At 28.9% G+C, this 18,588-nt stretch carries 8 protein-coding genes; all 8 read right to left on the minus strand.

What is annotated here, in order from left to right; genetic code table 11:
- Nucleotides 1-211: 211 nt before the first annotated feature.
- Nucleotides 212-622 (minus strand): DUF6258 family protein, encoded by a 411-nt coding sequence (locus tag ACY1IQ_RS00925; RefSeq protein WP_461612179.1) that lies wholly within the window; start codon nt 620-622, stop codon nt 212-214.
- A gap of 16 nt (nt 623-638) precedes the next feature.
- A complete protein-coding gene (locus tag ACY1IQ_RS00930) occupies nt 639-11,030 on the minus strand; it encodes an RHS repeat-associated core domain-containing protein (protein WP_461612180.1) in 10,392 nt (3,463 codons plus the stop codon).
- A gap of 192 nt (nt 11,031-11,222) precedes the next feature.
- The gene (locus tag ACY1IQ_RS00935) at nt 11,223-13,541 is read right to left on the minus strand and encodes a cell wall-binding repeat-containing protein (RefSeq protein ID WP_461612181.1); all 2,319 of its coding nucleotides are present in this window, start codon (nt 13,539-13,541) and stop codon (nt 11,223-11,225) included.
- 184 nt (nt 13,542-13,725) lie between these two features.
- Complete coding sequence (locus ACY1IQ_RS00940) at nt 13,726-14,358, minus strand: thiamine diphosphokinase (RefSeq protein WP_461612182.1); 633 nt, start codon at nt 14,356-14,358, stop codon at nt 13,726-13,728.
- Between the two features lies 1 nt (nt 14,359).
- Nucleotides 14,360-15,010 carry a ribulose-phosphate 3-epimerase gene (gene rpe / locus ACY1IQ_RS00945; protein ID WP_461612183.1) on the minus strand — a complete coding sequence of 217 codons (651 nt, stop codon included), beginning with the start codon at nt 15,008-15,010 and terminating at the stop codon, nt 14,360-14,362.
- Nucleotides 15,007-15,870: a ribosome small subunit-dependent GTPase A gene (rsgA, locus tag ACY1IQ_RS00950; protein ID WP_461612184.1), complete on the minus strand. Its 864-nt coding sequence runs from the start codon at nt 15,868-15,870 to the stop codon at nt 15,007-15,009. The genes rpe and rsgA overlap by 4 nt, the downstream gene beginning before the upstream one ends.
- A gap of 15 nt (nt 15,871-15,885) precedes the next feature.
- Nucleotides 15,886-17,865, minus strand: coding sequence for a Stk1 family PASTA domain-containing Ser/Thr kinase (gene pknB, locus ACY1IQ_RS00955; protein ID WP_461612185.1), 1,980 nt, complete (start codon nt 17,863-17,865; stop codon nt 15,886-15,888).
- Nucleotides 17,840-18,586, minus strand: a complete 747-nt coding sequence (locus tag ACY1IQ_RS00960; RefSeq protein ID WP_461612186.1) for a Stp1/IreP family PP2C-type Ser/Thr phosphatase — start codon at nt 18,584-18,586, stop codon at nt 17,840-17,842. The genes pknB and ACY1IQ_RS00960 overlap by 26 nt, the downstream gene beginning before the upstream one ends.
- Nucleotides 18,587-18,588: the final 2 nt, after the last annotated feature.

Consider the following 18,588-nt stretch of genomic DNA (forward strand, 5'->3'; position numbering starts at 1 on the left):
AAGATTAATGCTCCAATTACTGAAACATTAACCTTTTTAACTTCTTTCACTACATTATTAATATTCTGTGGCCAGCTTTTGCTTGTTTAGTTTGTCTGAAAACTTTACAACTGAAGGATTGGAGTCTTTCACCATCAGACTCCAAAGTTCTGCAGTCAGCTTGATTAGAGTTTCGCAGTGAATAGCTCAAGCTTATTAATGGCATTTTATACTACTCATTAATCTCAACACCTTGCTTCGTTGGATCTTCCAAATGAATTGCTCCTGCTATTATTTTCATTTCGACTCTAGTACACCTTCCTTGTTGGTCGCAGGATGCTGCTGATATATTAAATATAAAACTTTCCTCGTCATCTTCAATCAACTCAGCACTTACAATTTCAATTTCATCGTTTGGAATAAATCCTTGAGGTTCAAGCAATATTGATTTCACTCCAGTGAATACAATCAAACCATCTTCGATGTTTTCATCATTGTAGTACTCCCAATTTCCAGACTCACTACGTATTCTGGAAATTGTATTAATTTGTATTTTAACTCTTTCATTATAACCATCAATTAGAATACTCTTGCAAAACCTGTCTCCTAAATAAATAGTATTAATAAATTCTCTTGGATCCATTGATAAAGCCTCCTTCTTACTTATTTATTTTCCAGTGAGCTGCAGGATTCCATAAATCTACTTGATTACCATTTACATCTATTGAAGGACCTTGACCTTTCATATTAGGTCCTGTTCCTTCTAAATGTCCATGCCCATGAGGTGTTGAGTCTTTAGGATGTCCATTTGGATTCAACCTTTGGTAATTTGACTTATTAGGGTATAGTGTATGCGTGTCAACTGGGTCTTTTCCTGGAACCGTATATCCTCCCTTTGGTTCAATCATAATATTTCCTTTTTCATCCCCAATAAACCTACCTACTTCCTTACCAGTATTTCTATCAATAGTTGGTCCTGGTTGTTTACCAATCTTAGGGACTTTGGTTTCAGAAGGAAGTTTAGGATTATCCGCCCCCTTAATAGCATTTCCACCAACATTAGAACTTCCATTTTTATTTCCAAACAACTGCAAATTCATTTTGAGTTTTGGTGTTTTTGCTCCCTGAGATATGTTACCGTTAGGTAAACTCCTTGGTGCTTTTGGAGCTGAATTTTTAAGCCCACCGAACATATTTCTAGAATTTGATTTTACAGCAGATACAAGCTTTGAAACATTTTTTATAGCGGCTTTAGCCTCTTGTACTGCTTGTTTTTTGAAGCTGGCTGTTACTTCTTTAAACACCATTTTTGCTTTTGGTATTACTATTTTTTCCATACCATATTGGAAAACTTGAGAACCTGCTTCAGCTGCTCCATATTTTACGCCTTCACTTATTGCTTTGGGTACATTTATGTCTCCGCCATTGTATATTATGTCACCTATTAAGCTATCTGCTATTCCAAAGGCTGTCATTCCTGCTATCATTGACACTGCATTCATACCGGCATTCATAACATAAGCTCCGTATCCATATCCAAGGGTTGATCCTATTAAGGCTCCTACTCCCGCTGATTTTAGGTATGATTTTACACCTCTGTTTATTTTTCCATCATCCATATAGTCAGCTACTAAATTAATTCCAGCACCTGCTACTGCACCTATAACTCCTCCTATCACATGCCATGCTATGTGTCCCGTTGGGTCATAATATTCTATTGGATTATTATGACAATAAGTATATAGATTTAAACTTAATGGATCTTCATCTTTTCCTCTATAGGTGTCTTCTTGCATAAATCTTGCTGTTACAGGATCATACATTCTAGCTTTTAAATAGTACTTACCAGTCTCACTATCATATTCATAGCCTGAATATCTATATGGATTATCTATAGAGCCTGTTTCCTCTAAGATGTTTCCAAAAGCATCATAATAATAGCTCGCTAATATATCTCCATTGCTATTTAAAAGTTTTGTTACATCACTATGACCATTATACATATAGTAAGCAGTTATATCACTATCTTTTTCATTTATAGTTCTGCTTATTAAACTTGTTCCCCAAACATTTCTTGCTAACTCTTGTCCATCTTTATCTGTTTCTAATATAACATTATCTCCCTCATATAGGTAGTTTGTTATATTGCCTTCTATGTCTTTTAGTACTCTTAAACCTTCAGCATCGTACCCATTTTTAGCTATGGTTTTGTTATCTTTTACAACTTCTATTAGCTGATTAAATAGATCATATTTATAATCTATATGCTCCTCATTTAAAGAACTTATAATTCTTGCCCCTATTAATAATTCTGACGGCTCTATATTAGTTGTTTTTTCAGCTATTTGGTTTCCATTATTATCATACTTAAAGTATTTTTCTGAGACAACTATATCATTTTGACTTGAAATTATAGATAACAGCCTATTTTGTCCATTATATATATATCTGTTTAAAAGAGTTAAATCTTTATCTACAATTTTTTCCGTTTCTCTATTTCCTGCCAAATCATAGGTATAAGATGTTATTTTTCCTGTTGGCTCTTTAACAGAAGATAATCTATTTAGGTTATCATAGGTATATAGTGTTGTTCCTTTTTCATCATGTTTCCCTATCATATTTCCTGTATTATCATAGGTATAACTAAAGGATTCTAAGACCTCTCCAGCTTTTTTAGTATTTACAAGAGTTTTTAATCGATTATTTCTAAGATAATCATATTCTTCTTTGGAACCATCTGGATATATAGTACACTTTTTATTTCCATTTTCATAGTATTCATAGCTAGTTATTTCACCATTTGATATTACAGTCTTAAGCCTATTTGCACTATCATAAACTTTTTTTACTGTGTTTCCTTTTGGATCAGTGGTTACCTCTGCTCTTTCACCACTAGGAAGTCCTTCTAGTGAATCATATATAAATGTACTCTTTCCAAATTCAGGTACTTCTTTTGATATTGTTCTATTTAAAAAGTCATATTCTCTTTTTATTGTACCTTTATTATCTGCAACAGTTAATTGTTTACCATTGTTATCATAGGTATATGATATATTTGTATCTTCTATTGTTTCTAAAATTTTTCTTCCATGTATATCATAACTATATGAAGTAATCTTTCCATTTTTATCTTTTTTGCTTTTTATATTTCCATCACAGTAATAAGTATAACTTTCTATCTTACTATTAAATTCATTGTCTACATCTATTCCATTTGGATCTATTATTTTTGTAAGCTTATTAGCAATATTATATTCATAGGTGGTTTTGTTACCTTTTCCATCTGTTTGGGATGTTTTATTTCCATTGTTATCATAAGTATAGCTTGTAATATTTCTATTTGCATCTATTACTTCTGTTAACCTATTTAATTCGTCATATCTAAATTCTGTAATGTTTCCATTTCCATCTATCTTAGATTCAATATTACCATTTTCATCATAGGCTTGTTTAGTAATATTTCCAGCTGCATCAGTGGTAGATATAAGTCTATTGGCTTTATCATACTCAAAAGTATTTATATTATTTAAAGCATCATAAGATTTGTATTGAAGATTGTTTTCTTTATATTCTAATCTCTCAATAATATTTCCTAATCCATCTTTTCTTTCAATCAATCTTCCAAGTGCATCATAGGTATTAGATTTTACATTTCCTAACCAATCAATTTCTTTAGTTATGTTACCATCTTCATCATACTCATATCTAGTTTCATAAGAAGTAGAACTATTATCTGTATTTCCATCTGATATAGATTTTGAAATTACTCTATTAAGTCCATCGTAAGTATACTCTGTAACATTACCTTTTCCATCTACCTCAAATCTCTTATTGCCATTCTTATCGTAGCTAGTTTTAGTAGTTATGATTTCACTATTGTCTTCTTTAGATTGAGAATTTGATAATAGTCTTCCCTCTGTATCGTAGGTCATTATATTTATTTTACCTGTGCTGTCTTTTCTATAAACATTATTTCCATCTAAGTCATATTGATACAGTACTACATTTTCTTCTATCGAACTATCACCATTAATTACAGCTTTTCTAATTTTGCCAAAGATATTGTATTCAATATTTGAAACAACATTACCATTTCCATCTATCTTACTTGTAAGATTTCCCTTTAGATTATAAGTATTTTTTTCTAATTCTTTTTCTTCTAAAGTATTAGATATGGATTTTTTAGATAATAAATTGCCCACTCCATTATAGCTATAAACTATACTATTTCCTTTAGCATTTGTTTCTTTAATTAAATTTTTTAAGCCATCATATTTATACTTCTTAGAAAACTCAAGTCCATTTTCTTTTGAAACAGGATCTAATTCTTCCTGAAGCATGTTACCTAAGTTATATCTAAATTCTTTTCCATAAGCATTTCTAATTTTTTCTTCTTTAGATTCTCCTTCTGCATTTTTATAAGCTAGTCCATCAACTTCTTTTATTACATTATCACAGGCATCATACATATAAGCTTTTATCACTATATATTCTGATCCCATTAATTTTTCTTCTGCAACTACTCTTCCTCTGCTGTCATAAGTATATCTTGTTTTAGAATTTGATATCTTATCTTTAGGAGTAGTTTTCTCTATAAGTCTTCCCATTAGATCATAAGTATAATTCGTAATCTCACCTTTAGTATTTGTTTCGCTTAATAGCATACCTTTACTATCGTAAGAATATCTATTTACATTTCCATTGTAATCTGTTTCACTTTCAACCTTATCTAAGCTATTATAAGTTATATGTTTAGCTGCCTCTACTTTATTTCCATTTTCATCTATTAAAGTTCTACTCTCTGATATTTTTCTATTTTTATTGTCATAGGAATAGGTAATTTTATTTCCACTAGCACTGGTTTCTGATATAAGGTTTCCATTTTTGTCATATTCATACTCAGTCATAATATCCATAAGTGTCTTATCACTTATATCATTGCCATAAATATCACACTTTTTAATATACTCATATTTTTTGCTAGGTAATCCAAGTTTATTATTAGAATATCCAATAATGATAAAGTCTCCTTCATTTTCTATATAGCTAAATTCTTTTGATAGGTTGTTATCTTTATCATATTCATATTCTTTTCCTCTGCCTTCGCTATCATATTCTGACTTTAGCATTCCATCTTTAAAATACTCATAGTTCTTTTCAAAGATTTCCTCAGGTATTTCTCCTGAAAATACTAGGTCTTTTCCCATGGTTTCTTTTATTAGATTACCATTTTTGTCATATTCAAATCCCTTGTATATATATTTTATATCACCATCTTCATCTTCAAATGCTTCATATCTAGAGCTAATTTTGTTTAATCCATTGTATTTATAGTAACTTGTATTGCCTCTTGCATCTCTTTCATAGGCTATATTACCTAAAGCATCATAGCTCTTTGCATAGGCAGTTCCATCTGAATTTATAACTTTTACTTCCCTATCTTTGTAATCTGTAATTACATAAGTTTTTATATAGTTATTTTCATCAAAGTAAGTTTTAATAGCTTTTTTAATACCTATGCCTTTTACTGTATTGACAATTTCATATTCATATTCTTCCAATAAAACAGCATTTACATCTTCGCTTTCCTTTATATACTTTTTAATTGGTCTATTTACACTATCATATTCATAGATATATATAACTCCACTTGGCAGCTTTTCATATATTTTATTTCCATATATATCATAATCGTATGTTGTTTGGTTATTTTCTTCGTCTATAATAGTTTTTATATTCCCATTGTTATGATAAGTATATCGTACTCCATGATCTCCATTATAAGCATGGGAATCAATATTATCTAGTGAAGCATTATAAAGATTTGGTGAAACCTCTTTTACTTTTCTTCCTAAAGAATCATAAACTATTCTTGTAGTTTCTTCTCCACCTTTAACAATGGTTCTTTCTAAATTTCCTTTATTATCATAGGTAAATTCTTTTTCTACTCCTTTTGCTGATTCAGATTTAACCATAAATCCAAGATCATTATAAGTATTTTCTATAGTTTTATTCTCAGGATTTGTTATAGATTTTTTATTACCATATTTATCATAGGTATAAACTTCAACTCCGCCTTCTGGATTTTTTATACTTTTAATTAATCCCTTTAATTTACATCCATCATTAATAGGGTCATTTGCATCGTAATATTCATAGGTTGTTATTGCTTCTCCACTATTGTCATTTGGATTTATTTTTTCTATTTTATTTATTAAATTTTTCTTTTCTTTATCATATTCATAGGAAATATTACGTACAACTGTCATGTCAGCTTCTTTAATGACTTCTTTTACAATATTATTTTTCTCATCGTATTCTCTTTCAGTTACAGTTAAATCTGGATTTATCTCTTTTATAATATTTCCTTTTTTATCCCTTGTATAAGAAGTAACATTACCTAATTTATCAAACTTTTTAACTACCTCTTCAACTTCACTTACCCCTTCATCATTAGCATCATAGTCCATTATGGTTATCCTGCCCTCTGGGTCTGTCTCCGCTGCTAAAAATAAACTTATATTATAAAGTTGTTTTGTTATTCTTCCCTTGGAATCTTTAATTTCTAAAACCCTATTTTTATTATCATAGTTATAAGTTGACTTATTTCCATAAATATCTGTTTTTTCTTTTACTTTTCCTTTATTATCCGTACTATCAAAATATGTAATAGTTTCTATAGTTTTTCCTGCTTCAATTACTTCTGATAGTTTTTTATTGGCATCATATTTGTATTCATATAGTGTACTTCCATTAAAATCTACTACACTAGAAAGTAATTTATTTGAATTATAATTATATTGAACTACTCTTTTTATGGTTCCATTTACATTTTCAGAAACTTTTATTAAATTACCATCTTTATATTCAAACTCATAAATTCTTCCTAGTAAGTTGTCAATTTTTTTAACAGTTTTATCACTATTATAATGAATCCTTAATGCATTATCATTTTTATCTTTTATAAATGATAACAACCCACTGGCTGTATACCCATATCTACTTTGATCTCTACCTATAAGTTCATGAGTTCCATCACTATTTTTAATAAGTTCATTTCTGTTATCAATAGGTATATATTTTCCATTTTCCTCCTTAAAACTTTGTACACTTCCATCAGGCAGTGTTATGGTTTTACCTTTAACTTCATATTTTGCTTCTATATCTTTTATTTCCGATTCAAAGCTTAATCTCCATCCATTTCCTAAAGAACCTTTAGATGTACTTTCATTAGAATTATATGTTCTCTCTAAGTTTACTTCTAGACTAGGAAGTTTTATTTTTATATCTTCGAAAGTTTTAGAATAATTTCCTGTAATACCTGTTTGACCTTCTTGCCCTAAAAGTTTTTTAATTTGATATTGATAATCTGTGATAAATTTATTTACTGGCTTTTTAAAATCCTCATAATTAGTTCCGCCACTGCCTATACCTATAAGATTATCCATAGATTCAGTAATATCCTCTGAAAATATAGGTTCATATTTAACAGTAGAGTTATTTGATATTTTATCTCCACTCCCTTGAACTTTATTGCTTTCATAAACATATGGACCATCTGAAGCTCCCCAATAGTTATGGGTTGCATCTATTATTCTCTCAATGCTGGTCAAACCTATCCCAGAATTATTTTTAAATGAGTTGTACGTAATAGCAGCACTTTTAATTTTGCTATTAGACCATACACCATATTCATTATTATGAATTTTATTATATTGTATTTTAGTTTGTCCATTATTGATGTCAATTCCTTTACCACAACTTGTTATGATAGATGAATATATTTCTAAAAGTCTATTAGTATTTGCCATGACTCCGTTATATTTACAATTTGAAATCTTTGAACCTGAAATAATAACTTTACTATTTCCTAATATATATATACCATTTTGAGATTCATTATCTATTGATTTATTTCCAGTAATAGTAACACCATATATGTTTATATCTTTTATATTATTGCTACTTACATATACTCCATACTCTTTAAAGTTGGATATTTGTGAATCATTGTATAAAAGTAAACTAGCATTTTTGTTATATATACTAACCCCTGATTTACAATTTTCAATTTTTACTCTTTCTAAATCAATGTTTGTAGATAAATTTTTATTATCACTAACAAAATGATATATACCATCTTCTTTTATATTGTTTATCTCTACAACAAATGCTTTAATACTATCTGTTGTAATTATTCCACTCTTAGCATTAAGTATCTTTGAATTGGTGATTGTCATTTCATTGCTATAATTTATAAGCCCATAATCATCCGTTGTTTGTAGTGTACTATCGTTAATATGCATTGTTTTAAGATTCTTAACTAGTGAACTACTTCCACCGGAATAGCATAATTGTGTATTTTTTAATACTGTAGTACCTGCATTTTCAAGGAGAGATATGGTTTTATCTGCTGTACTTTGTCCTCCATATTTAATAACTGAATTTTCACTAACAAAATTACCACCTGCATAAACAAGAATACCTTTAAAAAATCCATCAGTTACATTTTTAATTGAAATATGTCCTACATAATCAGGATTAGGCTTTCCTGCAATTGTCTTTCCCTCTGCATTTAATGAGGTTATAACAACCTTATCAGTAGACTTTCCCTCTAAAGATAAACTTCCTAGTACCTTTATATCTCCAATAGCATTAATCTTTGTACCTTCTGCTATTTTTACTGATTTTTTTCTATTAACTGCTAGAACATTATTTACTATATAATTATATTTACCTTTAGAGATAGTTGTATTTATATTTAGTGCACCATCTATTAAAATACCATCTATGGTGTTGCCACTTATTACATTGGTACTGTCTTTTGGATTTATAGTTTTAAATAAATCTGTATTATTTTCTTTAATAGAGGTTATATCTACCTTTATAGCTGCTCCTATACCATTTCGAACTATATTTGCATCTGACATCTTATTGTTTTTAATTGTATTTTTAGTTAAAAGAATATTAGATAAATAATTTGCAGCTATATTTATTCCTGAACCACTATTATTTTCTATAATATTGTTATCTACTTCTATTTTTCTACCAGTGTTAACTGATAAAATTTGATGTTTTTGCATAATATTAATAGCTGTAGAACTATTTTTAATGGTATTTGTTGATATCTTCATAGTTTTACTGCTTTGAGACTTATTATTAACTTCGCTAATGTGTATACCATTTATTGCATTTCTATCTAAAATATTTCCTTCAATTAAAACAGCACCTAAGCTATTGCTAAGAACTATACCACTTTCAAAATCATAAAATTCATTATTTTTTAAATTTATATCTTTGTCACCTTTTATTGTAATACCAGTATATTTCCCCCCAACTACTTCACTATCTTTATATTTACTTTTATCATAGAGCTTAGAATTTTCTAAAGATAATCCTCCTTCAATATCTAAGAATCTTTTACTTGAATATGCTCTTACATTCTGTCTTTCTACATAAAAATTAGTGTAACTAGCATCTAAAGTTCCTGTGGGCTTAACTCTTATTCCAAAATGTTCACTTATATCAGTGTCTGTCCTTTTATCGATAAAAGTAATTTCTTTATTATTTGTGGAACTACCTTTTGATATTAGTTTACCTTTTACTTCTATTCCGCTAGTTGAATCTAATTCACTACCTGAATTATCCTGTACAAATTCTATTTTAGTCCCTTCTTCAATGGTTACTGTAGCATTTTCAGCAATCTCTATTACCTCAGATATCTTTATTACTTCTCCAGCTTTCCATGTTTCATCTTCAGTTATCACTCTTCGAGTTTCTCTAAAGAACTTTAAAGATAGAGCAATAGCTCCCGAACCAGTCTCGTCTCCTGATAATTCTCCATTAGTCATATATTCTGGTTCCCCGTATTTTGTGGTATCCGATAATAACCAATATTTAATTTGATATCCATAGTTATTTCCACTTAATTTAACACGTATAGCCTTTATAGGGTATCCATCTGTTCCAGCAAGCTCATTATTTTCTTTCCATTCACTCCATCTTTCATTATAATAAACTTGATATTCTATGCCCATTCCTGGATAATTTTTTAGAGTTTTAGGGCTTAATCTTAAATTGACTTTCTCAATTTGTCCCCCTTCTTGAAATCCCATAATTCCATCTACAGAATATGCCTTTTGACCATTTTTACCAAAAAGCACCACTTCAACTTCTGGGCTCTCATGTGAGCTCCCTTCATTAGGAGCTGCATATAATTTTATATTTTTTGAATTGATAGGTTTTTCATGGCTATTTAAAGATGTATCACTAAGTTCCTTTTTTATATCTTCAGTTTTAGTTTCTTCCTTTTCACCAGGCTCCTTATTTTCATCCAATACTTTCTTTTCATCTAATTCTTTATGTTCATCTTTTTTTAATTCTGATTTTTCTTCCTCGACTATAGTTTCATTATTTTCTATATTTATATTTTCATTATATATTTCATCAGAATTTAAATTTTCTTCTACTTCAGGCTTAGTTGTTTTAAAGGATTTTTTTTCACTCCATTCACTATATAAATCATTATTTTTATACCTTAATCTATAAGTATAATTTTCTTCTGGCACTACACCTTTGTGAAAATAAAAATCTTTCTTTCCTACTTGCACTATAGTTCCGTTTATTTCTAACTCATAATCAAAATCTATAGACTCCTGCCATCTTATTCTTATTAGATAAGGAGATATTTCTTCTATATCTTTTATTTCTGGACTGTTAAAAATTTCATTTTTTGAAGTTAAGGGGTCTCTCTCTAACTCCTCAATTAACGACTCTTCTCTAGAATTTTTCATTAAAAGCTCATTCTGAAGTTTTTGTTCTTCTATAAGTTTCTTATTTTCTTCTATTTTTTTTAATTCTAATTCTTTTTCTCTATCTTTATTATTTTCTTTATCATTACTAGCTTCTTTTATCATAGTAGCTAAACTACTAATTAAATTAGGTGATATTTTAATATACTTGCTTGTCATAGCTAATACTTCTTGGCTATATGAAAATACCATAATAAATGTTAATAAAACTGCTATGATTCTCTTACGCTTATCTATCATATTTCCTCCTTAAACTTAATAATTATATTAAAATCTATATAACCGATACATAAAAATACATTTTAAAATAACTACAATTTTTATTTATTTAAAAGTAGTCCATCTTTCAGGAGAATAAAACTTATTAGTACTCCCGAAAGATGAATTTAATCAATAATTTTATATCTTTTAATTAAAAATTGATTTTATGGATTATTTTATGTTTAAAATATACTCTACCATTTGTTCTGTTATAATACCTTCTCCCCCGAGAACCGTCACTGATATATTGTTTTTAATATCTTTGATATATTGTTCTGCATTGTTTAAATTTTTATCATCAATAAGAACTAGTGGTGCTGATCTTCTTGCAGCATATATACTTCCAGCGCCAGCATCTGCAAAATTAAGTCCTGTAGTTAATACTATCTCCTTTGGACTAGGTTTAAATTTAATATTTATATTTTTGCAGGTTTCATATCTGTTATTACCACTAATTCTCTCAAAGTCTTTATCCGTATAATTTAATTTTGTTTTTATTGTATTAATAACAGTATTAGGTACTGCTCCTTCCCCTCCAATAATATAAATTTTTGAAGGCTTAATACTTTCAATATAGGATAAAAGTTGTGAATTAATATTGTCTTTATTGGTAAAAACTATAGGCCAATTATTTTCTGCTGCTATAGGAGAGATACTTAAAGCATCAGCAAATCCCATTCCATCAGTAAGCACAATTGGTGTATTATATTTTGCATATACTTCTTTTACTATGTGATAATTGGTAGTAAATCTATCTGATCCACTTAATCTCATAATTTTAAAATTCTTTGAACAATTTTCTCTTAAATATGCAATAAATTCATCACTTATTAAACTATCTCCACCAATAATATAAACTTTTGCATCTTTTTTAACTCTGTCTTTAATAAAGTCAAAGAACTCTTTTGATGTAGGGTCTTTGTGATAATCTTTATTTGTATAAAGTATCGGCGCATTAATTTTTTTTGCAAGGACAGAAGAAGATATTATTCCTGAGGAATCTTCACCGTTAACTATAACTATATTTTCTATTTCTTCTTTATAAGCTTTTTTAGCTACTTCTACAGAAGTATCAATTCTATCTTTTCCACCTATTCTTTGTTTGAAGCTGATTGGTTTAACCTCTCCCCCTTCTTCACCATTTCCTGAACTACCTTCTGTTCCTTCATCTATTTCATCCTCATCATCCACATATGTATAATCATCACCTATTAATTCTGTATTAGGATAATAAAATTCCAAAATTTCTTTATACTCTTTTCCTTCTTTTGCTCTATTTATTGCACCTTCTACACTTAAGCCTACACCGTGGCCGATACCTTTTCCTTTAAAGTTATATAAATCTTTATTATTACTTTTACTTACAGTTACATCACAATAAGTACTTAAAAAACTTCCATTAAGACTATGTGGAAAGAACTTTAATAATTCTTCTCCAGTAAGACTTAAAACTTTTTCATTGTTGTTTAAATCTTTATACTTTATATTTAAAGATTTAATTCTTCCACTAGGATATTTCTCAATACTATTTAAATCTATTTGCAAAAATTCTTTCACATTTAATTCTTTATATTTACTAATTAAAATATTATTTAACTCATCATAGCTTAAAGAACTATTCCATTGCTTATTATCATATGTGTCTTTTTCAATTTTCAAATATGGTACATTTTCACCAGCAACATTAGCTAGTTCTTCTGTTTGTCCACCATTGCTTAAGCAATAATAATCTCTTAAATATCCACCTTTAAATAATTTATCATTATCATTTTGTAAATATTGAACTTTTGATATTTTGGTCATTTCATCATATATTTTTGTCAATTTATCGTTTTCATCTATTAAATATGGAAATATACCACTTTCAATATCCGTCATATCACTATCTTTAAAGATACTAAATATTCCACTATTTATATTTGACTCTGCGAAAGTTCTTGCAATGATTGCCTCTGCTCTTATTACTTCTTTGCTAGTCTCTTTGCTAAGAGTATTAATATTTGAGAATATATGCATTTGTGGCAATACTTTTCTTACATATTGATCAATATTCATTTCATTGATAATTGTCATGGATTTGTCAGTACCATCTTTAAAATATAAATTTCCAAACATATTGCCATAAAAGGGCTTGTCTACTAAAGTTATGTAACCTTTTTCATTTTCACTTATTAAAGTTATAGTATTTTGGTTTTCTAATAATATTTCTTCATTTTCTAATATATCAAAACTAGAATTTTTACTTTTAATAGTATATTCACTATTACTTTTTAATTTTTTATCACTTCCTTTTATAGCATAATCATTACTTACTTTAATTACTATTTGATTTATATCTTTTAAATTTTCTAGTTTTATATTAATTTTATTTTGCTTTAATGAAGTACTAAGCTCTTTATTACTTTTCCCATAAACAATAATGTTATTGTTTAATAAAAAAAAGCTTACTAACAATATTATTAATAAGTTTTTTCTTCTAATCTTTTTCACTTTTTCACCTCCAAATATACGATAAAATGCCAAAATATATTCTATTATATATTTTATATAAATTCAACTATTTTTTGAATAATATTTAATATTATTTTAATTTATTCAAAATTATTGAAAAAATAATGATTTTTGAAAAATAAAAAAGTCTAATAACATAAGTTATTAGACTTTTTTATCGAAATTAATCGATACATCGCATAAGTATAACTGTTCCCCTATCAAAGGTTAAAGATACTTCTTCTTCAATAAATTCATTTGACAATGTCAAATTGTCACTTAAACTTAAATAATATAAATTAAGTTCATATTTTGCACCTTTTATAGTTAGATTTTTTACATCCTCTTTAAAGGCCATTAAAGAAAAACATTCTCCTTTTTTCCCTCTAATGATAGTAGGGGTATTTATCATTGTAATATTATTATTCTCATCTACTATAGAAGCTTTTATATTTTTTTCTAGCGCTTTATATAATACGCATAGATTCCCAAGAAAATGATCCATTCTACTTCCTGTACAACCTAGAAATACTATGTCTTTAGCTTTAAGATCTATAGCCATGTTTAAGGCAAGTTCTGTATCAGTAAAATCTTTTTCACTTGGAACAGTTAAAATCTCTGTTTTATCTTTAAAATAATTTAGTACCTCTTTATCAATTGAGTCAAAGTCCCCTAATAGAATTTTAGGAATTATTCTATATTTATACAGACAATTTGCTCCACTATCTGCTGCTATTATTTCATAGCCTTCTTCAATATAGATATTTAATATCTCCTCACTTGGAGCTTTTCCTCCAGATACTATTGCTATTTTCATACTAAATTCCTTCTTTTAAAAGTTTAATATTTTTTTCTATTTCATTGTTTTTAAACACTGCTGAACCTGCAACTATTACATTTGCACCAGCATCTACCACAGTTTTTATATTTGTTGCATCTATTCCGCCATCAACCTGTATCATCAATTCTTTATTACAGTTTTCTGCTAAGACTTTAACTTCTCTTATTTTCTCACCACAGTAATCTATATACTTTTGTCCTCCAAATCCAGGGTTAACAGACATTATAAGTACCATATCTACCTCTTTGATTAAATGCTTTATACTACTTACTGGTGTAGCTGGATTTAGTGCTATTCCTGCTTTAATCCCAAAGCTTTTAATATAGTTTATAGTTCTATCCAAATGTCTATCTGCTTCTGCATGAACAGTTATGATATCTGCTCCAGCATCCACAAACTCTTTAATATATCTAGCTGGCTCCTCTATCATTAAATGAACATCAAAGGTTAATTTTGTATATTTTCTTATAGACTTTATTACTGGAAATCCAAAAGAAATATTAGGTACAAACATCCCATCCATAACATCAATATGAATCATATCTGCTCCATATTTCTCTAAATTCTTTACTGCCTCACCTAAGTTTGCAAAGTCAGCAGATAATATTGAAGGTGATAATTTTATCATTTTCTGTTCCCCCTACTCATAATCTCCTCTAAGGTTTTTATATAAAATTCATATCTTCCCTTATGAATTTTACCTTGTTCAACTGCATTTTTAACACCGCATTTTGGTTCTTTGTAGTGTACACAATTGTTAAACTTACAATCATCTCTATATTCATCAAATTCTTTAAAGCAATATTGAAGTTCTTCTTTATCTATAAAATCTAATTCTAAGGATGAAAATCCTGGTGTATCTACTAAAAATCCTTCATCTATCTCAATAAGTTCACTATGTCTTGTGGTATGCTTACCTCTTTTTAGCTTATCACTAATTTCTCCAGTCTGCATAATTTCTTTTCCAATAAAACTATTTAATATAGTAGATTTACCTACTCCTGAGGGACCACAAAATACACTTATATTATCTTTTATTTTTTCCTTTAACTTATCTAAGCCTTTATTATTCTTAGCTTCTAAATATAACACTTCGTAACCAGCAGATTCTAATTCATCCTTTATGCTATTTTTATCTTCATCTACTAAATCCATTTTATTAAAGCACACTACTGCTTTTAACCCATTATACTCACATAAAAGTAAAAATTTATTTAGTAAATCCTTATTTAAGTCTGGATGCTTAAAAGCAAAAACTACAAAAGCTTGGGTTACGTTTGCTACTGCTGGTCTTATTAGCTCCGTTTTTCTTTCGTAAATTTTTTCTATAGATACAGAGTCTTTTTCAATGGAAATTTCAACATTATCACCAATCATCGGTGTCAAATTATTATATCTAAATTTCCCTCTAGCCTTGCATTTATATAATTCTCTATTTACGTTAACGTAATAAAGTCCACCTATTCCTTTAACAATTACTCCATCCATATGTCCTCCAAAACATTACTGTTTATCTTGATTTGGTTCTGTTGGTTTTTCATCTTCTTCTATTTCTTTTGCTTTTACTGTTAATTTTATAGTTTCCCCTTTAACCACCTCAGTTCCTGGTGATATATTTTGAGATTCAACTATATCATTATCATTTCCAGAAACTTGTACGTTTAATTCTGAAGATGCAGCTAAATCTTTAGCTTGCTTTATAGTTTGCCCTGTAAAGTCTGGTACCGATACCTTCTCTGGTTCTGGCTCCTTATATTTATAATAATTTACGTTTATTGTTTCTTGTTCTTTTACCTTTGATCCAGGTGCATGACTTTGGTTAAATATTTTTCCATCTTTAGTTATATCATCAGTTATTACTGGTGACTTATCTCCTAAATTAAGATTTGATACACTAAGTACACTAATTGCTCCATCTATAGTCATATTTGTTAGATCCGGTACTTTAGTATACTTAATTGAAGAACCTTTACTTATAACTATATCAACAGTATCACCTTTCTTAACTGAAGCATCAGGTTGAGGATCCTGTCTTATAACAGTTCCTTCTGCATAAGTTTCATTGTTTTCTGGTGTTATCTTACCTACTCTTAACCCTAAATCAACTATTTGATTTTGTGCCTCTTCCGAAGATAAATTCCTAAAATCCGGAAGTTTAATCTCTTCTGGTCCTGCACTTAAAATGACTTTTACTTGAAAGTTCTTTTTAACTGGAGTCCCTTCATTAGGTATACATTTTATAATTGTACCTTTAGGTTTATCATTCTTCTCTTCTCCATCTACTGCCAATACGAGTCCTAAATCTTCTAGCATCTTTTTCCCTTGTGCTTCAGTTTTTCCTACAATAGCTGGAATTTTTATTTCCTTAGACTTCTTATTAGAATCAGATAGTTTAGAATATATTGTACTTGAAAAAACTCCTAGTATTAATACAAATATAGTGGCAAAAGAAATAATTATCATCTTCTTTTTATTTTTATCCATCTTCTTTGAAGTATATTTTTTCTTTGGTTCTTCATCTTCAAAGTCATCATCCTCATCTTCAAACTCATCCTCTTCAAACTCATCTTTATGATAAGAAGATTTTATATTGTCAACTTGAATAGGATCCATAACTCTAGTATAATCTTCATCTATACTAGTATTTTGAACTATAGTGTAAGTATGATTATTTTGTATTTGCCTTAAGTCATTTAATATTTCCGTAGCAGTTTGATATCTTTTAATAGGCTCTTTTTCAATTGCCTTCATTATTAAATTACTTAAACCAACAGGAATATTATAATTTATTGCACTTGGCGGAATTACTGGTTCTTGAATATGTTTTAAAGCTATTGAAACAGGGCTATCACCATCAAAAGGTAACTTACCTGTTGCCATTTCATAAAGCACAATACCAAAAGAGTATATATCTGTTCTAAAATCTACCACTTTTCCTTTTGCTTGCTCTGGTGAAAAATAGTGTGCCGACCCTATAACTTTGCTTGTATGAGTTATAGTATCCGTATTAGAAGCCTTAGCTATTCCAAAGTCAGTAACCTTTACCGTTCCATCCTCTGTCACAAGAATGTTGTGAGGTTTTATATCCCTATGAATTATGCCATTTCTATGAGCACATTCTAAGGCCTTTGCAATTTGTATTCCTATAGATATTACTTCCTCATAAGGTAAATTACCTTTCTCATGAATTACTTTCTTTAATGTCTTTCCATTTACAAGCTCCATAACTATATAATTATATTTACCTTCAACACCTACATCGAAAACATTAACTATATTATTATGAGAAAAGCTTGCTGTTGCTGCAGCTTCTTTTCTAAACTTATCCATAAATTCAAAATTTGTAGTATATTCTTCTTTTAGAATTTTAACGGCTACATATCTATTTAGAAGACGACATTTTGCTTTATATACTACTGCCATGCCACCTTCACCAATTTTTTCAATTAGTTCATATCTACTCCCCAATATGGTTCCAATCATCTCCGCACTCTCCTTTAAATATGATAACTGAGATGTTATCTCTTCCGCCTCTTTCTTTACTTAACTGTATTAATTTTTCACAGCTTTCGCCTTTACAATTAGTAATTATATCATATATTTCTTCTGTAGTTACTTCATTAGTAAGACCATCTGTACATAGCAATACTTTATCTACACTATCAATATCTAATTTATAAACATCTACCTCTACAGATGGTTTTGTACCAATAGCTCTAGTGATTACATTTTTATTTGGATGATTCACAGCTTCTTCTTCGCTGATTGTTCCATTGTCTAGCAGCTCTTGAACTAAAGAGTGATCTTTTGTAACCTTCACTAAAGAATTATTGCACAATGCATAACATCTACTATCTCCTACATTTCCAACTAGTAATGTATTATCCTTTATATAGCAAACTGTTATGGTAGTTCCCATCCCTCTATAATTTTCATTTAATAAGGCATGTTTATATACATTATGATTTGCTTTATTGATAGCCTCAACTAATGTTTTTTCTGGTTCTTCATCTTTATGCTCTTTTATATATCCTATAACAATTTCTAAAGCAAGTTTACTTGCAACCTCTCCGGCATTATGCCCCCCCATACCATCAGCTATACCATAAATAGCCATACTGTCTTCTTCAAAGTATCCAACAAAGTCCTCATTTAAACTTCTTTTGTTTCCAACATCAGACTGTATCCCTATTAATCTCCCCATTC

Source organism: Clostridium sp. Marseille-QA1073 (assembly GCF_054863625.1).